Origin of the sequence: Streptomyces sp. RP5T (assembly GCF_003933965.1) — a bacterium.
In the GTDB taxonomy this organism is placed as follows: domain Bacteria; phylum Actinomycetota; class Actinomycetes; order Streptomycetales; family Streptomycetaceae; genus Streptomyces.
The window spans coordinates 1-21,279 of the sequence record NZ_RSAJ01000027.1 but is presented as its reverse complement, the minus strand read 5'-3'; the positions used below and the strand labels follow the sequence as shown (position 1 = coordinate 21,279).

Here is a 21,279-nt window from a genome sequence, read left to right as displayed (position 1 = left end):
GCTGTTATGGAGCACGCACTGAGCCCTGCGACCCTCTCCGAACTGCGCCGCCCGCGCGCCTATCCGGCGGTGTCCGTGCTGACGCCGACCCACCGCCGCGAACCCGAGAACACCCAGGATCCGGTCCGGCTGCGCAATGTGGTGGCCGAGGCCAAGAAGCAGCTGGAGGCCGACCCTGCGGTCCCCCGGGAGCGGCGCATCGACGTCTCCCGCCAGCTCGACCAGGCCCTCACCGAGGTCGATCTGACGCACGCCGAGGACGGTCTGGTGATCTTCGCCGCGCCGGGCGAGCACCAGGTGTGGTCCCTGGCCCGCGCGGTCCCCGAGCGCGTGGTGCTCGCGGACACCTTCCTGACCCGCAACCTCGTCTCCGCACAGGCCTCCGAGCGGCCGTTCTGGGTGCTGTCGGTGTCCGCCGACCGCGCCACCCTGTGGAACGGCGGCGTCGACCGGGTCACCGAGCACCACGGCGACGGCTTCCCGCTGAACAGGACGCGGGAGAACTTCGACGCCGAGCGCCTGGAGCGGATCGGCGACATGCCGAGCACCTTCCGGGACGAGGACACCCGGCACTTCCTGCGGGACACCGACACCGCGGTGGCAGGACTCCTGCGCGAGGACCCGCGCCCGCTATACATCACCGGCGAGACCGCGGCGCTGTCCGCGCTGGCCGACGTCGGCACCGTCACGAAGGACGCGGTGCACGTCCCGCACGGCGGCCTCGCGCACGGCACCCCGGACGCGGTGTGGCAGGCGGTGGGTCCGCTGGTCGCCGCGGAGGCCCGCAGGAGCACCGACGCGGTGACCCGGGAGCTCGAATCGGCGCGCGGGCGGCGGGCGTTCGCGGCGGGCGTCGACGAGATCTGGCAGAACGCCCGGGAGGGCCGGGTAGGGCTGCTGGCCGTCGAGGAGAACTACCGGGTCACGGTCCGCGACGACAACGGCGACCACCTGGTCCCGGCCGAGAGCGGCGACCTCGACGCCCGCGAGGACATCGTGGACGAGATCGTCGAGCAGTGCCTGGAGACCGGCGCCGACGTCCGCTTCGTGCCGGACGGCACGTTGGGCGGGGTCGACGGGATCGCGGGCGTGCTGCGGTACTGAGCGGGCGGGAGACCGTACAAGGCTCAGACGCTCCCGAAGAGGGCGCTGAGCCCTCGCTCGACGGCCTCCTCGACATCCTCCTGTCCGGCGCCGACCACCGTGTAGGTCCCCAGCAGGAAGCCGCGCAGCACGTCCGTCGGGAACTGGAGGAGGGCGAGGCCGTACGGCGAGTGGAACTCCACGACCGTGGTGTCCCGCCCGCACGGCCAGATGTGCACGTCGCCGCCGCCGGCCGGCCCGCTCAATCCCTCGGCCAGCAGGGCCCGGGCGAAGGTCCAGGTCGCCCCCTGGCCGTCCAGGCAGACCTCGGGCGGGAAGTCGACGCACACCGCCAGCGGGTCGGCGGAGCCGTAGCGCAGAGTGGCGGGGACGGGCAGGTGCTCGTTCTCCGCCGTGATCAGCCGGGCGCGGACGGGCTGCTCGAAGGTCGTGTCCATGTTCTTAGGAGTCCGGGGACCCCGTTTGCATTACGCCTGAGCCCGGGTGAATTCATGTGACCTGCATCACACGCGGACTGTTGGGCTCGGCCCTGGTATGCCAAACTCCTTAGAACAGAGGGCCGTCGAACACATAAATGAACATCGGGCCGACCACGCGAAAATCCACCAAGTCACGTACTCTGCCTACGACTTGGGGTATCGGACGGCGTAGACGACACACCCTGTCCGGTCACTCCGCGAAGACTGTGGCATATGCCAGAAGCACCACCGTATCGTGTGCCGCCAAATCCCTTACAGCGCGTCGCGGCCTGTGCAACAGTCGTAACGGTCCCTCCGTCCCGCCTTGGTCGAACCGTCCCCGCATCGGAGTGCGTCATGTCGTCCCACCTCTCCGCGGGCCACCCCGCCGCCCAGCCGCCAGGACGCGGCTCGGTCGACGCGCTCATATCGCAGGCGCGACGGCTCAAGGGTGACGTGGACGCCGTACGACGGGACGTGCCGGCCGACGACTCGGACCCCCAGGAGCGCTGGCAGCGCGCGCTGTACGACCTCGCCCTTCACCAACTCAGCGACCTGGACGCGCACTTGGCGCAACTACGGGACGGCCCGCCGCCCGTGCCGTCGCCGGCCGGGGCGGAGTCCGCCGCGCGAACCGCGCCGCCCGCTCCCCGGCGCGGCTCGCTGCTCAGCCGGGTCGGCAGCGCGGAGTGGAACCTGCTGACGGACGAGGCCAGTTGGTCCGGGGAACTCTACGAGATCCTGGGCCGCGACCCCGGCGTCCCGCCGCTCACCCTCGACGAGCTCCCTTCCCTGGTGCTCGACGAGGACCGGCCGAAGCTGACGGCCATGGTCACGGACTGCCTGGTCGACGCCCAGCGCATAGACGGCGAGTTCCGTGTGGTGCGTCCGGACGGCGAGGTGCGCACCGTCCACATGATGGGCGAACCCGTGCTCGCCGCCGACGGCAGCACCGCCTCCATGTGGGCCGTGCTGCGGGACGTCAGCGAACTGCGGCGCAGCGAACGGGCGGTGAGCGAGACCCGTGACTCGTTACAACGCCAACGGCAACGCGCGCAGAGCGAGCACCGGCTCGCGGTCGAGCTGCAGGAGGCCGTGCTGCCGCCGTGGCGCGGCTCCCTGCGGCTCCCGCACCGGGGCACCGAGACCCTGGACCTCGCCGCCCACTGCCTACGGTCGTCGACGAGCGCTCTGATCGGCGGCGACTGGTACGACGCGCTCGAACTGGCCGACGGCGAGACGCTGTTGAGCGTCGGCGACCTGACCGGCCACGGAGTCGCCGTGGCCTCCGGCATGGCGACCCTGCTCGGCGCCGTGCGCGGCATGGCGATGGCCGGCACCCAGCCCGGCCCTCTGATGGCCCTGCTCAACCAGTTGCTGGATGCCACCGCGCACCCGGCCCTCGGCAGCGCGGTCTGCTGCCGCTACCGTCCCGGCACCCGCACCCTGGTCTGGGCGCAGGCCGGGCACCCCGCCCCGCTGCTGTTCCGCGACGGGACGGGGCGCAGGCTCGACTCCCCCGACGGGGTGCTCCTCGGCGCGACCTCCGGAGCCGTCTACGCGCAGGCCGAGGAGACCCTCGAACCGGGTGACCTGCTCCTGCTGCACACGGACGGACTGGTGCCCGGGCGGGACAGCGCGGCTGCCGTGAACCGTCTCCTCGACCTCGCCCCCCGGTTCGGCGGCGTGCGCACCGCGCAGGACGGTGTGCGGGTGGTCATGGAGGAGTTCGGCGAGAGAGCGCGCGAGGACGACGCCTGCGTGCTCATCGCCAAGGTGACTTCATAACAAGCTCACGCCCGTGCGCTGTTGCCACCCCTTCCCTTCTGCTTCGGCAGCGCCTGCCTGATCTCCTCGCGCAGTTCGCTGATCTTCGGGTAGCTGGAGTACTCGGCGGTGAGCCGGTACATCTGACGCAGCCGGTCCCAGGTGCGGTGGGAGGAGTTGGACCCCATCGACACCAGCGCCAACCGCGCGTAACGGTCCGCCTGTTCGGGGTCGTCCGCGATGAAGCAGGCCGAGGCCATCGACAGGAAGTCGAAGATCTTCGACCGCTGCCGTCCGTCGACCCGCAGGGCCAGGGCCTTCTCCGCGTAGTGCTGGGCGTGCGCGGCCGCACTCGGGTCGTGCTCCGCCAGCGTGCGGTAGGCCAGGGCCTGCATGCCGTACAGGTCCTCCTCCTTGAAGGTCTGCATCCAGCTCGGCGGCGGTACGTCGCTCTTGTCGGAGACGAAGAGGTCCTCCGCCTGTCCGAGGGTGCGGCGCATGGCCTGGCCCTTGCCCATGGACGCCTGGGCCCAGGCCTCGATGGTGTAGAGCATCGCCCGGGTGCGGGGCAGCACCTGCTCGCCGGAGCCGGACTGGGCGAGCTTCATCAGGTCGAGCGCGTCGTCGGGCCGACCCAGGTGCACCATCTGGCGGGCCGCCCGGGAGAGCGCCTCGCCGGCGCGGGGCCGGTCACCGCCCTCGCGCGCGGCATGGGCGGCGATCACGAAGTACTTCTGGGCGGTGGGTTCGAGGCCGACGTCGTGGGACATCCAGCCCGCGAGCACGGCCAGGTTGGCGGCGACGCCCCACAGGCGCCGCTGGAGATGGTCGGGGTGGCGGTAGGCGAGCATGCCGCCCACCTCGTTGAGCTGGCCCACGACGGCCTTGCGCTGCAGCCCGCCGCCGCGGGCCGCGTCCCAGGCCCGGAACACCTCGACCGAACGCTCCAGTTCCTCGATCTCCTGCGACCCGATGGGGGCGGCCTCGTAACGGTCGAACCCGGCGGGGTCGGCGTGCAGGGGGTCGTCGAACTGGGGGGCATCGGCCGTGAGGGCCGGATCGGTGTGCAGCCAGTCGTGCATGGCAGTGCTGAGTACGGATCCCGCGGTGAGCGCGGCACCCGCGCCCACCAAGCCGCGTCGGTTGAGCATGAGGTCCATTCCCGTGAATTCGGTGAGGACCGCGGCGGTTCGGTCGGGCGCCCACGGCATGCCGTCGGGATGTTCCGCGCTCCCGTCGCCCTGCCGTTTCCCCGTACGCCCGTGCCTGACCAGACCGAGGTCCTCGATGGTCACGACACGGCCGAGACGCTCGGTGAACAGAGCCGCCAGCACCCGCGGCACCGGATCGCGCGGGATCTCTCCCATGTCGATCCACCGCCGCACCCGGGAGGTGTCGGTCGAGAGCTGGGGATGGCCCATGGCCGCCGCCTGCCGGTTGACCAGCCTCGCGAGTTCACCCTTGGACCAGCCGGCCAGGCCGAACAGGTCCGAGAGTCGGGTGTTGGGTTGTCCGCTCACGTCAAGCCCCCAGGTTCTCGGCTGAGTTGACAGTAGCCCCGTGTCAGTTGCTCCGGGACTATTCGCCAGGGTTCGCCAGGGTGCGCCAGATGGTGTGCCAGTGCGCGTCTGCGGTGAGGTAGGAACGCGCCACCCCGACCCGGACCGCACAGGGACATTCCCCAGGGTGCACCCGGTGATCCGGGCCGGGAGGCGCACTGCTTTCCCAGGCACAGCAGGCACACGAAGGGATCTGTCTCGCCCATGTACGCAGCATCGTCCTCCGTGTCCGCCCCGCCCCGGTCGCCGCAGCTCCGCCCGGGCGGCGGTGGCCCCTACCTCGACCCCGCGCGGCCGACGGCCCCCGTACCGGGTACGGGCAGGACACGGCGCCTTCCGGGGCTCGGCACCCAACCGCTCAGCGGGAGAATCGACTTGTCCGGCCCCCAGGGCGCCCAGCTGCGCACGGCGCTCGCGTCGGTGCACCGGATCTGCCCGGAGTTCGCCCCGGTGCAGGTGCTGCGCCGCAGCGGACGCTCCGTGCTCCTGGTCGGTACGACGGGACGCAGCACGGCCGTAGCCAAGTGTTTACTCGACCACTCCCCCGTATGGGCGGAGCGGATCCGGCACGAAATAGCCGCCTACCGCTCGTTCGTCCGCCACCGGCCTCCGGTGCGGGTACCGAGACTGATCGCGGCCGACCCGGACAACTGCACCCTGGTCATCGAGCGGATGCCCGGCCGGGTCGCGGCGCTGCACCGGCATCCGGCGGAGGCCCCGCCGCGCGCGGACATCCGGGCGGCACTCGGCGCGGTCTGCCGGCTCAACGCATGGCGTCCGCCGGCGGGCACCTTCGACGCCCCGCTCGACTACGCGGCCCGCATCTCCCGCTACCACGAGCTGGGGCTGCTGACCGACCGGGACATGGGCGACCTCCAGAAGCTGCTGCACGGCATCGCGCACTCGGCGGGCCGGCAGGGCATGGGCCAGTTCTGCCACGGCGACGCACTGCTCTCGAACATCCTTCTCTCACCGGCCGGTCCAGTGCTGGTGGACTGGGAGCACGCGGGCTGGTATCTGCCGGGCTACGACCTGGCGACGCTGTGGTCGGTCCTCGGCGACGCCCCGGTGGCCCGCCGTCAGATCAGCCAGATCGCCCAGTCGGCGGGCCCTGCCTCACGGGACGCGTTCCTGGTAAACCTGATGCTCGTCCTGACCCGTGAGATCCGTACCTACGAGACGGCCGTGCAGCGTTCGATGCACGACTCGACCCCGGCGGCACCGGGTGCGGCCCACCCGGGTGCTGCGCCGTCCGGCGAGGAACAGCGGCTGCTGCTGAGGCGGCTGCACGACGACTGCCAGCTGGCCCGTCGGGCCGTACGCGCGGCGGTCGGGACTCGCTGACGGGGAGGACGGTCCGCGGTGCGCCTGTGGAGCGGCGCACCGCGGACCGTCGTATTGTCCAGGGCCTGTACGGCCCCGGACATTGGCGTATACCACTGACGCCCCGCAGGCCCGCGTGGACCCCGCCACGAAACTCCCGTGAATCCGGATTGACATGGGAAATCCCCTGCCTCTGGGCATGATTGACGGATCGTCGACAAGCCGGTAGCACTGACGCACGCCCGGCCCCGCTCGGCTCATCGCGCTCGATCGTCCCTGGAGGATGCATTGCGAGGATCTGCCACCGACCCCAACAGAGCCGCCCGGAGGGTGCTCGGCACGCTGGCCGGCACCGCTCTGCTGCTGCCCCTGCTGGGCGCCGCCCCGTCGTCGGCCGAGGACTCCTCGGCGCGTCTCCAGCGGGCCTTCGCCACCGCGGCGGCCGAGTACCACGTGCCGCAGAGCGTCCTGCTGGGTGTCTCGTATCTCCAGTCCCGCTGGGACACGCACGCCGGCGCGCCGAGCGTGACCGGCGGCTACGGACCGATGCACCTCACCGACGCCCGCACCGCGCTCGCCTCGGCGCCGCACCACAGCGAGGGCACCGAGGACGCGCGCGGCGACAGTGCCCGCGCCCCACTGCTGCCCGAGACCAGGGTCCCGGAGACCGCCGGCCTCCCCGCTCGCCTCGAAACCCTGCCGAAGGCCGCCGAGCTGACCGGCCTGAGCGCGCGGGACCTGCGCACCGACCCCGCGGCCAACGTCGCCGGCGGAGCCGCGCTGCTGGCCGCCGCGCAGCGTGCCCTGGGCGAGCCGCTCAGCCAGGACCCGGCCGACTGGTACGGCGCGGTGGCCCGCTACTCCGGCGCGGACGACACGGCGACCGCGGCGGCGTACGCGAACGACGTCTTCGAGGTGCTGCGCGCCGGCGAGGAACGCACCACGGACGCGGGCCAGCGGGTCGCCCTGGCCGCCCGGCCGGAACTCGCCCCGGACACCGCCCAGCTGGCCCGGACGGGTCTCAGGAAGCCGAAGGCGGCGGACACCGAGTGCCCGAGGACCGTGTCCTGCGAGTGGATCCCGGCGCCGTACGCGGAGTTCGGGGACAACGACTACGGCAACCACGACCTGGGCGACCGGCCTGCCTCGCAGAGCATCAAGTACATCGTCATCCATGACACGGAGGGCGCCTGGGAAGGTGTCCTCAACCTGGTGCAGGACCCGACCTATGTGTCGTGGAACTACACCCTGCGCTCGACCGACGGTCACATCGCCCAGCATGTGAAGGCCAAGGACGTCGCCTGGCACGCGGGCAACTGGTACATCAACGCCAAGTCGATCGGCCTGGAGCACGAGGGTTTCCTGGCGAACCCGGACGCCTGGTACACCGAGGCGATGTACCGGTCCTCGGCGCGGCTGGTGAGGTACCTCTCAGCGAAGTACGGCATCCCGCTGGACCGGCAGCACATCCTCGGCCACGACAACGTGCCGGGACCGACGACCTCGACCGTCGCGGGCATGCACACCGACCCCGGCCCCTACTGGGACTGGCGGCACTACTTCGAGCTGCTGGGCCACCCGTTCAGGACCACCGCCCCCAAGCAGGGCGGCCTGGTGACGATCCGGCCCGACTACGCCACCAACCAGCCGCGGTACACGGGCTGTGTCACCAAGGGCGAGCCGTGCGCCGCCCACGGTTCGAGCGAGGTACGGCTGTACTCCGCCCCCGACGAGAACTCCGCCCTCATCACGGACATCGGTCTGGGCGGCAAGGCCCCGACGACCGACGTCAACGACCTGTCGTCGCGGGTCTCCACCGGACAGCAGTACGCGGTCGCGGGGCGCGACGGCGACTGGACGGCGATCTGGTACCTGGGCCAGAAGGCCTGGTTCAGGAACCCCGCGAGCGACCCGACCGCGGTGAACGCCGCGGGTCTCGTGGTGACACCGAAGGAGGGCCTCGACAGCGTCCCGGTGTACGGCCGCGCCTACCCCGAGGCCTCCGCCTATCCGACGGGGGTCCCGGCGCAGGCGGTGTCGCCGCTGCCGTACAAGGTGCTCAAGGGACAGAGCTACGTGGCCGGTGACAAGGTGCCCGGCGAGTACTACTACGCGGTCACCTTCACGACGGACTCGCACCGGGTCGTGGCCGGCAAGGACCTGTACTACGAGATCCAGTACGGCCACCGCGTCGCGTTCGTGCGGGCCGCGGACGTCGACGTGAAGCCGTCCGTTCAGCGCCGGTAGGGACAGGTGCGCCGGTAGGGGACGTCCGGGAGGTGGCGGCTCCACTCCTCGGGGGTGAGGCCGCCGCCGGCCCGGCGGCAGACGGTTCCGGCGGCGTCGGCGGGCCCGATCCGGTAGGTCTGCGGCGGGGTGTGCTGTCCCGCCGTGCGCAGGGTGTCGCCGCCCGGGCCGAACGCCAGGGCCTGGACGGTGTCCCCCGGCGCGGGCAGCGGCGATCCGACACGGCGGCGTGAGGCGACGTCCCACAACTGCAGGGTGCCCTCGTCGCCGGCGACGGCGAGGGTGCGGCCGTCGGGAGCGAAGGCCAGGGCCGAGACATACTGGTAGGTGGTGGTGTCGGGGTCGGCGAGGACGCCGAGCCGGCGCTTGAGCCGGCCGTCCCACAGCACGACCCGGCCGGAGCCCTCCCCGACGGCCAGGTGGGCGCCGTCGGGGCTGAAGGCCACGGCGGTGCCGCCGCCGGTGAAACGGGTGGCGGGGAGCCGGGCGCCGGAGGGCAGGCGGTAGGCCTCTCCGCCGGTGGTGACGGCGAGGTCCCCGTCGGGGTGCACCACCGAGGGCCCGGAGGTGTCCTCCAGAACGGCGGTGGTCCGGTGCCGGCGCAGGTCCCACACCCGGGTGGTACCGGTCTCGGGGGCGGCCGGACCGGCCAGCAGGAGTGTGCGGTCGCCCGGTCCGAAGGCGATGTCCGGCAGCGGGCCCCCGTCGAGGTCGTCCGTGGTCAGGGCGGTGGTGACCCGGCGGCCGGGGATGTCGTACAGGTGGATCCGGCCCGTCGCGAGCCCGGCCGGGCCGGGCTCCGTGCTCCCGTAGGCGAGGGTCGTTCCGGTGGAGTCGAAGGCCAGGTCGCCGGTGCAGACGTCGACGGCGGGCCGGCAGGGCACGGTGCCGATGTCGGCCACGAGCCGTCCGGTGCGGCCGTCGAGGAGACGGATCCGGAGGTGCTTGCCGCCCGGGTCCGGTCGGGCGGTGGCCAGCCGTTCGCCGTCGCGGCTGAACACCGCCGTCGTGGCGGCGGCCGTCCAGTCGGCGGTCGTGGCCCGGCCCAGGGTGACCGTGTGCACCCCCGGACCCCATACGCCCTCCGCGCCGCCGAGATAGCGCAGGGTTCCGGCGGCGGTGTCGAGGCGGATGTCCTTGACGGTCTCGCCCGCGAGCCGGTGCCGGAACACGGGGAAGTCGGGGCCGGACAGTCGCCACACGAGGATCTCCTGGCCGTCCGAGGCGGCCAGGGAGGCGCCGTCGGCGCTCAACTGGGCCGTCTTGAGGCCCGGATACGCCACCTCGGCGATCTTCCGGCCGGTGTCGATCCGCCAGGCCCGGAAGCCGTCGGCGCCGGTCAGGCCGAGGCTGCGCCCGTCAGGGCTGAACACGACCTGTTCCTGGAGGCACTGCTGGGCGGAGGTCCTCGGCAGCCAGGGCGCGGTGATCTCCCGGCGCGCGGCGACGTCCCACAGCCGCAGCCGCCCGCCCGGGACGCACAGGGCCAGGTGCCGGTCGTCGGGGCCGACCGTCGCGTCGGCGGTCGCCAGGAAGGTCTGGACGGCTGTGCGGCGTTCCTTGCGCAACTGGCCCATCAGGGCGGTGAGCCGGGCCCAGGCGATGCCGCCGGCGTCGAGGTCGCGCACCCCTTCCGGCTCCTCGATGTCCAGCAGTTTCTGCCGGTCGAGGGGGTCCCAGAGCTGGACGCGCCGGCTCGTGCCGCGCCGGTCGTAGACGACGAGAGTGCGGCCGCTCGAGGTCATCTCCGCGCCGCGGTCGGCGTCCGTGAGGGGGGTGCGGTCCTGGCGTCCGGTGGCGAGGTCGCGCACGGTGACGCGGGTGCCGTCGAAGACCGGGAGCCAGGAGGTGTCCGCGCGGGGGAACCCGGCTTGTTCGAGGGTTCTGCCGAGGCCGGGCTGCCGGCTCAGCCGACGGTGGGCGGTGACGTCCCAGTGGGTCACGCGGTCGGCGCCCACGCTGATCAGGGTGCGTCCGTCGGCGCTCAGCCGTCGCATGGTCCGCTTGCCGCCGTCCGGGTCGGTGAACACGTCCTGTTCGTGCTGGACGGCGGCCGAGAGCAGGCCGGACCGGGTCTCGGGCAGGTCGGCCACCCGCCAGGCGGCGAGGCTCAGCCGCATCGAGGTGACCGGGTCGGACAGCCTGAGGCTCTCCGCGACGCCGGCGAGCCGACGGGCCTCGGCCTCCAGGCGGCGCTGTTCGCCGACCCGGTTCTGCTGCCAGGCGACGAGCCCGGCGAGGAGACAGAGGACCACCAGCAGGGACAGGGCGCCGACCCGGCCGTGCCGGCGCTGCCGGGCCCGTCGGCGTGCCCGGATCGAGGCTTCGAAGAACTCCCTTTCCAGCGGCGTGAGTTCGGCGGAGTCGGCGGTGAAATGCTCTTTGACGGTGGCCAGTCGCAGTCCGCGGTACAGGGCCTCCGGGTCGCGGTGCAGGGCGGCCCAGGTCTGCGCCGCCTCGGTGAGGGCACGCTGGGTGCGCAGCCGTTCACGGTCCTCGTCGATCCAGGTGCGCAGCCGGGGCCAGGCGCTGAGCACGGCCTCGTGGGCCAGGTCCACCGTCCGGTCGTCGACGGTGATCAGCCGGGCCCGGGCGAGCTGTTCGAGGACCAGAGGGGTGTCGGCCCAGTCGGCGCCGGTGAGTTCGGCGCGGTCGGCGGGCCGCCGGGTGTCGGGGGTGCCCTGGCCCGGGGTGACCAGCCGCAGCAGGAGGCGGCGGGCGGTGTCGGCCTGCCGCGGAGTGAGGCGCTCGTGGAGGTCCTCGGCGGTGCTGGCGATGGCCCCGTGGATGCCGCCGGCCGCCTCGTAGGCCGCCTCGGTCAGGGTTCGGCCCCGGCGGCGGCGCCAGGTCTCCAGCAGGGCGTGGGAGAGCAGCGGGAGCCCGCCCGGCTCGTCCGCGATCTCGTCCAACAGCCGTGCGGTCAGCGAGCGTTCGACGACCAGGCCGCCGAGGGCCGCGGGCCGGACGATGGTCTCGCGCAGTTCGTCCGGGGTCATCGGCGCCACCAGGAGGGTCGCCTCCTGGGCGGCCTCGGCGAGCCGGCGGTCGCGGGTGAGATGGCCGTAGAAGTCGGCGCGTACGGCGATCACTACGCGGGTGGGCGTGCCGGCGGCGGCGAAGAGCAGGTCGAGGAAGCGGGCCCGCTCGTCGGGGTCCGTGCAGAGGGTGAAGAGTTCCTCGAACTGGTCGACGACGATCAGGGCCGCCCCGGACCTCAGGGCCTCGGCGTGGGTCCGGGAGGGATGCGCTCCCGGGGAGAGGACCAGAGCCCGTCCGGCAAGCCGCGGGAGCAGGCCGGCGCGCAGCAGTGAGGACTTGCCGCTGCCGGAGGGGCCGACGAGGACGACGACGGGGCCGGCGGTGACCATCTCCACCAGCCGGCCGATCAGCCGGTCCCGGCCGAAGAAGCGTTCCCGGTCACCGGTGTCGAACCCCGCGAGGCCCAGATAGGGGGCCTCGCCCGGATCGTCGGCGGCCCGGCGCTGTTCGGTCGCCTCGTCGGCGGCCTGCTGCCAGCGTCTCTCCCACTCCGCGGGGTCGCCTCCGCAGGCCGTGACGTAGGCGAGGGTGACCTGGAGGGAGGGGAGCCGGTCGCCGGCCGCGGCCTGGGCGAGGGTCGCGGTGGAGTAGTGGGCCCGTCCGGCCATGGCGCGGTAGGTGGGGCCGCCGGCCTCCTGCCGTAACTTCCGCAGGTCGTGCGCGAATCGGGCGACCGGCCCCTCGGTCGGGTCCAGCGGTCGCTCGCGTCGCCCCATGGCTCTCCCCCGGCATCCTTCGTCGGCGCGGTCGGCTGCGGATCCCGCACGCTACGGACCGACGCGGTTGAGGGGCAAGGCAGTTCCGCGGGCGTGGCGGAAGATCGGAGAATTGTCTGGAGTGGTGAAAGGGGGCTGCCGGACAACTCCGGGAGCGCGAAAACTGGCGGTACGGCACCCCGGGGCTCCGCCGCGGCGGGCGGAGTGGGGGAATCCCGGGTGTGACCGAGGTGGGCCGGACGACCGACCGAGCCCGCGGACGGCTCCGGAAGGCCATGCGTCGGGGGACATGGCCTTCCGGGGTCCGTGCGGCTGCGGAAGGGGGTCAGCCCTGCTGGAAGAGCTCCGCGGGCAGGGGCTTGAGGAGGGCGTACAGGTCGTCGGTGATCGGGCGGTCCCAGGCGGCGATGGTCACCAGGACGTTGTCGCTGCGGTCGAACTGGACGCAGGAGATCCGGCTCTCGGAGAGCTTGAGGCGGCGCACGATGAGGAGGTTGTCGCCCTGCATCACCGGCACGTCCTCGGTGTCGGTGACGGTGACCTCCTCGTCGTTCTCCAGTGCGATCAGCAGCTGGGCCACCTCGAAGGGGATCTGGCCCTCGGCGACCTCGCGGGCCGGGGAGCCCTCGGGGAGGTTCCCGATGATCATCGCGGGGCCGCGGCCGCCGAAGAGGTCGTAGCGCAGGAAGACGCCCTGGCAGGTGCCGTCGGGGGCGGGCAGGAGCCCCGCGCCGAGGTTGCCGGGCCAGTCGCCCGGGTCCATGGCCAGTACGTCGAAGTCTGGACCGGCGGGGGTTGCGCTGCGGCGGCGGAGGAACGACATGCGCCCATCGTAATGGGCCATCACGTGCTCGTGCGGGTCCAGGGGCGTGGGGCCGGCCGGACGGTTTCCCGCTTCACTGCAGGAGATCACTCACCGTCCGCAGGCCGGTGCTGTCCGTTCCCAGCTTGCGGCACACGGCCGACAGCAGGCGGGTCACCGTCTGGTCGTCCGCGTTCAGTTCTCTGGCGATCTCGTCGTCCGTGCACCCCCGGGCGGCCAGCTCGGCCGCCGTGCGTTCGCGTGCGGTGAGCGTGTCCGTCTCCGTGCTGTGCAGGCGGCGGGGGCGCAGGCCCGCGGCGATCAGTTCGTCGCGGGCGGTCTCGATCAGGGCGTCGGCGCCGCACTGGACGGCTGTGTCCAGTCCCCGGTAGAGGTTCTCCGCCGCCTCCCGGGCACGGCCGGCGCGACGGAGTTCCGCGCCCAGGGCCACCAGCGCGCAGGCGAGCTCGTAGGCGGCCGGAGAGCGTTCCAGATGGGCGACCGACTCCTCCAGGAGCTTGACCCGGGCCGAGCCGGGCGAGACCTCGGCGGCCAGCCTGAGCGCCTGGCCGACGGCGGACGGGGCCCCGAACTGCCGGGCCCGGGCCACCGCTTCCAGGGCCGTGGTGACCGCCCGGTCGGGGTCGTCGTGGCTCTGGGCGCGGGCCAGGTGGAGCTGCCAGGGGCACCAGGCGGGGTTGCGCACGCCGCGCGGTTCCAGGCGGCGGCCGGCGGCGGCCAGTTCGGCGGCCGCGTCCCTGGCCAGGCCGCGGGCCAGCAGCAGCTCGCCGCGCACGGTCTGGGCGTCGGGGAAGACCACCGCGGCCGGGTAGGGGGCGCTGAAGGAGTGGTCCTCGGCGATCTGCGCGGCCTCCTCGACCCGGCCGCGGGCCAGCAGGACCTCGATCAGGATGCCCACCGCGTACCACTGGGCGGGGGTGCCGGGGCCCACGCGCTCGGCGAGCCGCAGCCCGGCGCGGACGAAGTCCTCGGCCTCGGCGAGGCGGCCGCGGCGGAAGCGCACGTAGGCGAGGAGGGTGTAGGCGAAGGACAGGTGGGCGCCGCGCCAGCCCTGGCGTTCGAAGTCGGCGATCCCGGCGGCGAAGAGTTCCTCGGTGCGGCCGGGCCGGTCGGCGTAGGTGAACGCGAGGGCGACCAGGACGGGCACCTCGAAGCCGCGGTCCGGCTCCGCCCAGCCGAGGCCGCCGGCGAGCGCCCGCTCGGCGTGCCGCAGGGCGACGGGGGCGGGTTCGCCGCGCAGTACGGCGTCCCAGGTGCGCAGGCCGATGATGTACCGCTCGGTGAGGTCGCGGCCGGTGAGACGGTCGGCGAGCCTCGCCATGCGGCGGGAGCGGGAGGGGTGGTCGGGTTCGTCGGCGCGGAAGGCGTCCCACATGAGTTGCTCGGCGACCATGCGCAGCTTGACGCGGGCGTCGCCGGTGACCTCGATCTCGCGGGTGAGGGTGTCGGAGGCCTCGGCGAGGCGGTCGCTGTGGGCGAGGACCTGGGCGAGCCGGTAGACGATGCGGTGGCGCAGACCGGGTTCGGCGATGGGCTCTTCCAGGGCGGCGCGCAGGTGGTTGACCGTGGTGGCCGGTTCGGTGAGCAGGGAGGCGCTGCCCAGTTCGTACAGGACGGCGGCGCGGTCCTCGAAGGGCGGGGGTTCGCGCAGGGCGCGGGCGAGATAGCTGCGGGCCGCGTCCGGGGCGCCGGAGCGCAGGGTCTCGGCCGCGGCGGCGCGCAGTTGCTGGACGACCCAGGGGTCGCTGTCGGGGTGGGTCTCCAGGAGGTGGCGGGCGGCGGCGGCCGGTCCCCTTCCGTCGTCCACGACGCACCAGGCGGCCTGGCCGTGCAGCGCGACGCGGAAGCCCGCCGGGATGGCCCGGTAGACGGCGGTGGCGATGAGCGGGTGGACGAATTCCAGGGATTCCACGCCGGTGAGGATGCGGGCGCCGCGCAGGGCGTCGGCGGCGTCGGCGGCCTCCTCGTGGCCGAGGCCCGCGACGGCGGCGGCGAGGTGGGGGTGGATCTCGGTGCCGAGGACCGCGCAGGCCCAGGCGAAGCGGACGGTGGAGGCGCCCAGGCGTTCGAGGCGGGCGACCAGTCCGCTGCCCTTGACGGCGGCCGCGAGGTCGCGGAGCAGGTGGGCGGCGTCCTCGGTCGGGGTGACCCCGCGGTCGTGCACCTTGGCGGTCAGTTCGACCGTCTCGAAGGGGTTGCCGGCGGTGACGGCCCAGCATTCCCGGCAGAACGCGTCGTCGGCGTGGGCGCCGAGCGTCTCCCGTACGAGGCGGGCGACGGCGACGGCGCTGAGCGGTTCCAGGACGAGGGGACGGCCGCCCGCCCGGCCGGGCAGGGCCCTGAACGACTCGGCGTGCTCGGGGAGTTCGTCGGGCCGGTAGGCGACGACGATCAGCATCGGCAGTTCCTCGGCGCGCGGCGCGAACGCGGACAGCCAGCCCAGGGACTCGGGGTCGGCCCAGTGGGCGTCGTCGAGGACCAGCACCAGCGGGGCGCGCAGGACGGCGAGGTGGGTGAGGACCCAGTCGAGTCCGTCGCGCAGGCCCTGCGGGTCGGGCGGCGCGCCGTCGGTCGGGGCGCACAGGCCGAGCGCGGGGCCGACGATGTCGTACCAACTGCCCAGCCGGTCGCGGAGGTCGGCTTCGCCCGCGTCGGCGAACCGGGGCTGGAGGAGTTGCCGGGCGACGTGGAAGGCGACGCGCTGCTCCTGGTCGCCGCCGCGGGCCGCCAGGACGGTGCAGCCCCGGGCGGCGGCGCGGCGGCGGACCTCGGCGAGCAGGGTCGTCTTGCCGATGCCGGGGCGGCCGGCCACCGCGAGCAGGGCGCCGCGGGGACGTGCGGACGGTTCGGCACCATCCGGGCGCAGCCCGGTGAGCTCCGCCAACGCCTCGTCGACGGTGGCGAGTTCGCTCTCCCGCTCCAGGAGAGTCCTTCTGCTCAGAACACCGCGCTGCATCATGACGACCCCCCGTCACGGGGTCGCACCCGCGCGGGGAGCGAGCGCACACCGTGACCTACAGGCACCTCAGCGTACGCCTCGCGGACGGCCGACGGGCCCTTGTCGGCCCACCCGGTGCCGGGTGGGAAGAGGTGTTCGCAGGACCGGGAGGGGAGGTGGACCAGGCCGTCGGCACCGGCGGTCCCGGTCGGCGGCGGCGCCGTACCGCGCACGGCGGCCGGCAGGTCACGCAGCGCGGCGAGGCCCTTCACGTGACGGACCGGTTGGCCCGGGTGCTCACCCTCAGGTGAGGTCGAACTCTCCTTCCCGCGCCCCCGACACGAACGCGCCCCACTCCGCGGGGGTGAAGATCAAGGAGGGGCTCTCCGGGCGGCCGCTGTTGCGCATCGCGATGAACCCCTCGACGAAGGCGATCTGGACATCCCCCAGACCGCGGCTGCTCGAGTGCCAATCGGCGTTGCTCAGGTCCAGCTCCGGCTTGTCCCAGCCCATGAGCGGCTGCTGCTGGATGGTGGTCTCGGCCACGTCCGTGCTCCTCCCGATCGCTTCGTCCGCGGCCAGCCTAGCGATCGACTCCGACCGCCGACAGGCCACGTGAGGGGGACCTTTTGGGAGTCGGTTCACGCATCCGGGGGCTCGGACCCCACCAGCCACATGGAGAAGAACTGCGATCCGCCGCCGTAGGCGTGCCCGAGCACCTTGCGGGCGCCCTCCACCTGGTGTTCCCCGGCCTGGCCGCGCACCTGGAGGGCGGCCTCGGCGAAGCGGATCATTCCGGAGGCCCCGATCGGATTGGTGGACAGGACGCCGCCCGACATGTTGACGGGCAGGTCCCCGTCCAGCTCGGTGACCCCGGCCTCGGTCAGTTTCCAGCCCTCGCCCTCGTCGGCGAAGCCGAGGTTCTCCAGCCACATGGGTTCGTACCAGGAGAACGGCACGTACATCTCGACGGCGTCGATGTCCCGGCGCGGGTCGGCGATCCCCGCCTGCCGGTACACGTCGGCCGCGCAGTCCTTGCCGGCCTGGGGCGAGACGGCGTCCTTGCCGGCGAACAGCGTGGGCTCGCTGCGCATGGCGCCGCCCAGCATCCAGGCCGGGGGGCGGGGCGCGCGGGCGGCTCCGGCCCGGTCGGTGAGCACCATGGCGCAGGCGCCGTCGGAGGAGGGGCAGGTCTCGGAGTAGCGGATCGGGTCCCAGAGCATGGGCGAGGCCTGGACCTTCTCCAGGGTGATGTCGTGCTCGTGCAGATGGGCGTACGGGTTCCTGAGCGCGTTGCGGCGGTCCTTGTACGCGACCAGGGAGCCGACGGTGTCCGGCGCGCCGGTGCGCCGCATGTACGCGCGCACGTGCGGCGCGAAGAAGCCGCCGGCTCCGGCGAGCAGGGGCTGCTGGAAGGGGATCGGCAGGGACAGGCCCCACATGGCGTTGGACTCGGACTGCTTCTCGAATGCGAGGGTGAGGACCGTCCCGTGCACCCTGGCCGCCACCAGGTTCGCGGCGACCAGTGCGGTGGAGCCGCCGACGCTGCCCGCGGTGTGCACCCGCAGCATCGGCTTGCCCACCGCGCCGAGCGCGTCGGCCAGGTACAGCTCCGGCATCATGACGCCCTCGAAGAAGTCGGGCGCCTTGCCGATCACCACGGCGTCGATGTCGGCCCAGGTCAGCTCGGCGTCGTCCAGGGCCCTTCGGGCGGCCTCCCGGACGAGCCCGGCGATCGACACGTCCCGGCGGGCCGCGACGTGCTTGGTCTGGCCGATGCCTACGACGGCCACGGGCTCCTTGCTCATCGGGGATCCCCTTCGAGTACGGCGACCAGGTTCTGCTGCAGACAGGGCCCGGAGGTGGCGTGGGCGAGGGCGCGGTCGGACTCGCCCCGGTGGATCCGTGCGGCGGCCTCGCCGATGCGGGCGAGACCGGCGGCCATCATCGGGTTGGCGGCGAGGGCGCCGCCGGACGGGTTGACCCGCGTGGCGCCGTCGAGGCGCAGCGCCTTGCGCAGGACGACCTCCTGCGAGGTGAACGGGGCGTGCAACTCGGCGGTGTCCACGGGCCGTTCGAAGACCCCGGCCTTCTCGGCGGCGAGGCGGGTGGAGGGGGAGTCGGTCAGGTCGCGGACGCCGAGCGAGTGCGCCTCGATGCGGTGGTCGATGCCGCGGATCCAGGCGGGGCGCTCGCACAGTTCACCGGCCCGCTCCCCCGCCGCGAGGATCACGGCGGCGGCCCCGTCACCGACGGGCGGGCAGTCGCCGGTGCGCAGCGGGCGTACGAGGTAATCCCCTTGCGGTACGGGCGCCTTGAGCTGTGCACGCGGGTTGTCGGTGGCCCTGCTGCGAGCTCCGATCTCCGCCAGCTCGCGCTCGTCCGTGTCGCCCGCGTCGATCAGCGCCTGGGCCTGGAGGGCCGCGAGGGCGACGGAGTCGGGCCACAGGGGGGCGAGGTAGTACGGGTCGAGCTGCCGGGTGAGCACGTCGCGCAGGGAGCCGGGCGAGGACTTGCCGTAGGAGTACACCAGCGCGGTGTCGGCGTCCCCGGACAGCAGCTTGGTCCACGCCTCGTACAGCGCCCACGCCCCGTCCGTCTCGACGTGCGACTCGGAGATGGGGGGCCAGGCGCCCACGCCGTCGAGGGCGAGGGTGAAGGAGAAGGCGCGCCCGGCGAGGTAGTCGCAGGAGCCGGAGCAGGTGAAGCCGATGTCTGCGGTCTTGAGTCCGGTCTGCGCGCGGACGTCGTGCAGGACGGGCATGAGCATCTCCACCTCGGACAGTTCCTCGGTGGAGCGCAGGGTGTCGGACTGGGCGAAGGCGACGACCGCGATGTCACGGGTCACAGCAGCTCCTTGTAGGTGTCGTACTCCGCGTCGGGTTCGCCGGTGGGCCGGTAGTGGTCCGGGTAGCGGCCGCCCTCGGTCCACACCGGTTCGACCCTGAGGCCCATGCGCACCTGGTCGTAGGGGATTCCGCCGATCCGGCCGTGCAGGGCGAGGTCGGCGCCGTCGAGGGCGATGTGGGCGTAGACGTACGGGACCTCGATGTCGAGGTTCTTCGCCTTGATGTTGACGATGCAGAAGGTGGTCACCGTGCCGGCGGGACCCACTTCCACCTGCTCCGATGTGGCCACGCCACATGTGGGGCAGGCACCCCTCGGCGGGACGTACACCTTGCGGCAGGAGGGGCAGCGCTCGCCGACGGCCCGCCGTTCGGTTTCCAGCGCCTTGATGTAGGCGGTCTGGGCGCGGCCCGGTGAGTAGGTGTAGTCGAGGCGGGCGTGGGCGATGACGCCGTGGACCGGGTCCTCGAACTCGCCTGCGTGCACGGTGACTTCAGAGTTGTCTCCGTCGTACGGCTCGAAGCAGGCGATGTCGGTGATGGCGCCGACGCGTTCCCCGGCCCAGCGGACGCGGACCCGCATGCCGGTGTGCACGGCGTCGGGGCCGGGGGCGGCCAGGGCGTGCAGCAGGGCGGTGTCGGCGCCGTCGAGCTTCACCAGGACCCAGGCGAACGGCGTGTCCAACGGCTGGCCGCGACGCGGGGCGGGGTTCCAGGCCCAGGTGGTCACGGTGCCGGTGACGCCGACGGGGACGAGCTCGCGTATCTCCTCGGCGGTGACCGGGTCGTACTCGACGGGCGGAACCAGGGTGCGGCCGTCACGGGTCCGCACACCGAGGACCACGCGTTCGCGGAGCCCGGTCAGGAAGGCGCTCTGGACGGGGCTGAGGGAACGGGTGAAGGGAAATTCAACGACGAGCGGCGCCTTGAGTACGTCGGCCATGGGCGCGTGCCTCCTTGAGGGGTCGGTGGTGAGTCGCCCCTTCAGGGGCGCGGGGAACTGCGCGACCGGCCACAACGGAGCCGCAGCCGTGAACCGGCCGGAGCCGGCTCAGCGCTATGCCCGCCGGTAAACGGGCGGCCGTTTCTCCGCAAAGGCGCGGGCCCCTTCCTTCGCGTCGGCGGTGTCGAAGACCGGCCAGCCGCGCTTGAGTTCGGCTGCGAGTCCGTCGGTCTCGGTCATCTCAGCCGTCTCGTAGACCGATGCCTTCACCGCCTCCACCGCCAATGGACCACACCCGTTGATCAGTTCGGCGATCTCCAGGGCCTTGGCGAGTGCCGTGCCGTCCGGGACGACGTGACCGATCAGGCCGATGCCGGCGGCCTCGCGCGCGGTGTAGGGGCGCCCGGTGAGCAGCATCTCCAGCGCGTGGGTGCGGGGGATCTGGCGTTGCAGCCGGACCGTCGAGCCGCCGATCGGGAACAGGCCGCGCCTGACCTCGAAGAGGCCGAAGGTCGCGGACTCGCCTGCGACCCGGATGTCGGTGCCCTGGAGCATCTCGGTGCCGCCCGCGACGCAGTGGCCCTCGACGGCCGCGATCACCGGTTTGCGGGGGCGGTGGTGGCGCAGCAGCGCCTTCCAGTGCAGATCCGGGTCGGCGGTCAGCCGGTCCCGGTACCGCTCGCCTCCGGTGTCCTTGCCCGCGAGGGCCTTGAGGTCCATGCCGGCGCAGAACGAGCCGCCCGCGCCGGTGAGGACGACCGAGCGGATCGAGTCGTCCGCGTCCGCCTCCATCCAGCCGTCGTACAGGCCGACCAGCATCGGCAACGAGAGCGCGTTCTTCGCCTCGGGCCGGTTGAGCGTGAGTACCAGTGTGGCGCCCTCGCGCTGGATGCCGAGGTGTTCCGTCCCACTCATCGACCGTCTCCCCTCTGCCAGAACGAGAACAGGTTGCAGGAGGCGCCGGTGCACTTCAAGGGTTTTCTGACAGTCAGTCAGATTTCTTCGCGCGGGCCCTTCACAGTCACGCCGCCCTTTGCTCTGATGACCGGCGAACCCTCGCAGAGCCAGGCCGGGACCAGTTCAGGAGGAGCGGTGGAGTACAACCTTGCCGACCTGTTCGAGTCGGTCGTCGACGTGGTGCCGGACCGTGAGGCGCTCGCGTACCTCGACATTCCCGGCACGGGCGCGGAGCGCCGGCTGACGTACGCGGAACTGGACGCCGTGGCCGACCGGATCGGCCACCATCTGCTCGACAGCGGGGTCAGAGCCGGTGAGCACGTCGGACTGCACCTGTACAACGGGGTGGAGTACGTGCAGACGCTGCTGGGGTGCATGAAGGCGCGGATCGTCCCGGTCAACGTCAACTACCGTTATGTGGAAGATGAGTTGGTCTATCTCTACCGGGACGCGGATCTGGTGGGGCTGGTCTTCGACGCCGAGTTCACGGACCGGGTGGCGGCCGCGCTGCCGCACACGCGGCGGCTGCGGCACCTCATACGGGTCGGGCGGGCGGAGC

The 21,279-nt window shown here is 72.8% G+C and carries 16 protein-coding genes; 6 read left to right on the top strand and 10 right to left on the bottom strand.

Going from position 1 to position 21,279, the window contains the following annotated elements; translation table 11 throughout:
* Positions 1–6 precede the first annotated feature (6 nt).
* On the top strand, positions 7–1,104 hold the full coding sequence (locus EHS43_RS05145; protein ID WP_125189331.1) for a chemotaxis protein: 1,098 nt from the start codon (positions 7–9) through the stop codon (positions 1,102–1,104).
* Between the two features lie 23 nt (positions 1,105–1,127).
* On the opposite strand, the gene EHS43_RS05140 is transcribed toward EHS43_RS05145, so the two are convergent.
* Positions 1,128–1,541 carry an SsgA family sporulation/cell division regulator gene (locus EHS43_RS05140; protein ID WP_125189330.1) on the bottom strand — a complete coding sequence of 138 codons (414 nt, stop codon included), beginning with the start codon at positions 1,539–1,541 and terminating at the stop codon, positions 1,128–1,130.
* 378 nt (positions 1,542–1,919) lie between these two features.
* On the opposite strand from EHS43_RS05140, the gene EHS43_RS05135 reads away from it, so the two are divergent.
* A complete protein-coding gene (locus EHS43_RS05135; RefSeq protein WP_125189329.1) occupies positions 1,920–3,350 on the top strand; it encodes a PP2C family protein-serine/threonine phosphatase in 1,431 nt (476 codons plus the stop codon).
* 5 nt (positions 3,351–3,355) lie between these two features.
* Here the strand turns inward: EHS43_RS05135 and EHS43_RS05130 are convergent, their stop codons facing one another.
* A complete protein-coding gene (locus EHS43_RS05130; RefSeq protein ID WP_125189328.1) occupies positions 3,356–4,849 on the bottom strand; it encodes a hypothetical protein in 1,494 nt (497 codons plus the stop codon).
* A 243-nt stretch (positions 4,850–5,092) separates the two neighbouring features.
* Here EHS43_RS05130 and EHS43_RS05125 point away from each other — a divergent pair, with 243 nt between their 5' ends.
* Positions 5,093–6,232: an aminoglycoside phosphotransferase family protein gene (locus tag EHS43_RS05125; RefSeq protein ID WP_125189327.1), complete on the top strand. Its 1,140-nt coding sequence runs from the start codon at positions 5,093–5,095 to the stop codon at positions 6,230–6,232.
* A gap of 267 nt (positions 6,233–6,499) precedes the next feature.
* The gene (locus EHS43_RS05120) at positions 6,500–8,458 is read left to right on the top strand and encodes an N-acetylmuramoyl-L-alanine amidase (protein WP_125189326.1); all 1,959 of its coding nucleotides are present in this window, start codon (positions 6,500–6,502) and stop codon (positions 8,456–8,458) included.
* Here EHS43_RS05120 and EHS43_RS05115 read toward each other — a convergent pair.
* The 3 genes from EHS43_RS05115 to EHS43_RS05105 form a co-directional block, all read right to left on the bottom strand.
* A complete protein-coding gene (locus EHS43_RS05115; RefSeq protein WP_125189325.1) occupies positions 8,446–12,213 on the bottom strand; it encodes a hypothetical protein in 3,768 nt (1,255 codons plus the stop codon). The genes EHS43_RS05120 and EHS43_RS05115 overlap by 13 nt on opposite strands.
* Before the next feature lie 325 nt (positions 12,214–12,538).
* Positions 12,539–13,036, bottom strand: a complete 498-nt coding sequence (locus EHS43_RS05110) for a hypothetical protein (RefSeq protein ID WP_125189324.1) — start codon at positions 13,034–13,036, stop codon at positions 12,539–12,541.
* 73 nt (positions 13,037–13,109) lie between these two features.
* Positions 13,110–15,995, bottom strand: coding sequence for an AAA family ATPase (locus EHS43_RS05105; RefSeq protein WP_125189323.1), 2,886 nt, complete (start codon positions 15,993–15,995; stop codon positions 13,110–13,112).
* Positions 15,996–16,150: 155 nt separating this feature from the next.
* On the opposite strand from EHS43_RS05105, the gene EHS43_RS47425 reads away from it, so the two are divergent.
* Positions 16,151–16,285, top strand: coding sequence for a hypothetical protein (locus tag EHS43_RS47425; protein ID WP_260470391.1), 135 nt, complete (start codon positions 16,151–16,153; stop codon positions 16,283–16,285).
* On the opposite strand, the gene EHS43_RS05100 is transcribed toward EHS43_RS47425, so the two are convergent.
* The 5 genes from EHS43_RS05100 to EHS43_RS05080 form a co-directional block, all read right to left on the bottom strand.
* Entirely contained in the window at positions 16,278–16,520 is a 243-nt protein-coding gene (locus EHS43_RS05100; RefSeq protein ID WP_053749912.1) for a DUF397 domain-containing protein, read from the bottom strand. The genes EHS43_RS47425 and EHS43_RS05100 overlap by 8 nt on opposite strands.
* Before the next feature lie 95 nt (positions 16,521–16,615).
* The gene (locus EHS43_RS05095) at positions 16,616–17,782 is read right to left on the bottom strand and encodes a thiolase domain-containing protein (RefSeq protein ID WP_125189322.1); all 1,167 of its coding nucleotides are present in this window, start codon (positions 17,780–17,782) and stop codon (positions 16,616–16,618) included.
* Complete coding sequence (locus tag EHS43_RS05090) at positions 17,779–18,822, bottom strand: thiolase domain-containing protein (RefSeq protein WP_125189321.1); 1,044 nt, start codon at positions 18,820–18,822, stop codon at positions 17,779–17,781. Before EHS43_RS05090 ends, EHS43_RS05095 begins: the two co-directional genes overlap by 4 nt.
* Positions 18,819–19,763: a Zn-ribbon domain-containing OB-fold protein gene (locus tag EHS43_RS05085; RefSeq protein WP_125189320.1), complete on the bottom strand. Its 945-nt coding sequence runs from the start codon at positions 19,761–19,763 to the stop codon at positions 18,819–18,821. Before EHS43_RS05085 ends, EHS43_RS05090 begins: the two co-directional genes overlap by 4 nt.
* 114 nt (positions 19,764–19,877) lie before the next feature.
* Positions 19,878–20,678, bottom strand: a complete 801-nt coding sequence (locus EHS43_RS05080) for a crotonase/enoyl-CoA hydratase family protein (protein ID WP_125189319.1) — start codon at positions 20,676–20,678, stop codon at positions 19,878–19,880.
* Positions 20,679–20,855: 177 nt separating this feature from the next.
* On the opposite strand from EHS43_RS05080, the gene EHS43_RS05075 reads away from it, so the two are divergent.
* A partial coding sequence (locus EHS43_RS05075; RefSeq protein WP_148104019.1) for an AMP-binding protein occupies positions 20,856–21,279 on the top strand: 424 nt, incomplete at its 3' end.

Bases quoted from the DNA above. Each gene is read 5' to 3' on its own strand.
- EHS43_RS05125 (WP_125189327.1), top strand. From the start codon at position 5,093: ATGTACGCAGCATCGTCCTCCGTGTCCGCCCCGCCCCGGTCGCCGCAG.
- EHS43_RS05080 (WP_125189319.1), bottom strand. From the start codon at position 20,678: ATGAGTGGGACGGAACACCTCGGCATCCAGCGCGAGGGCGCCACACTG.
- EHS43_RS05105 (WP_125189323.1), bottom strand. From the start codon at position 15,995: ATGATGCAGCGCGGTGTTCTGAGCAGAAGGACTCTCCTGGAGCGGGAG.
- EHS43_RS05095 (WP_125189322.1), bottom strand. From the start codon at position 17,782: ATGAGCAAGGAGCCCGTGGCCGTCGTAGGCATCGGCCAGACCAAGCAC.
- EHS43_RS05145 (WP_125189331.1), top strand. From the start codon at position 7: ATGGAGCACGCACTGAGCCCTGCGACCCTCTCCGAACTGCGCCGCCCG.
- EHS43_RS05110 (WP_125189324.1), bottom strand. From the start codon at position 13,036: ATGTCGTTCCTCCGCCGCCGCAGCGCAACCCCCGCCGGTCCAGACTTC.
- EHS43_RS05085 (WP_125189320.1), bottom strand. From the start codon at position 19,763: ATGGCCGACGTACTCAAGGCGCCGCTCGTCGTTGAATTTCCCTTCACC.
- EHS43_RS05135 (WP_125189329.1), top strand. From the start codon at position 1,920: ATGTCGTCCCACCTCTCCGCGGGCCACCCCGCCGCCCAGCCGCCAGGA.
- EHS43_RS05140 (WP_125189330.1), bottom strand. From the start codon at position 1,541: ATGGACACGACCTTCGAGCAGCCCGTCCGCGCCCGGCTGATCACGGCG.
- EHS43_RS05115 (WP_125189325.1), bottom strand. From the start codon at position 12,213: ATGGGGCGACGCGAGCGACCGCTGGACCCGACCGAGGGGCCGGTCGCC.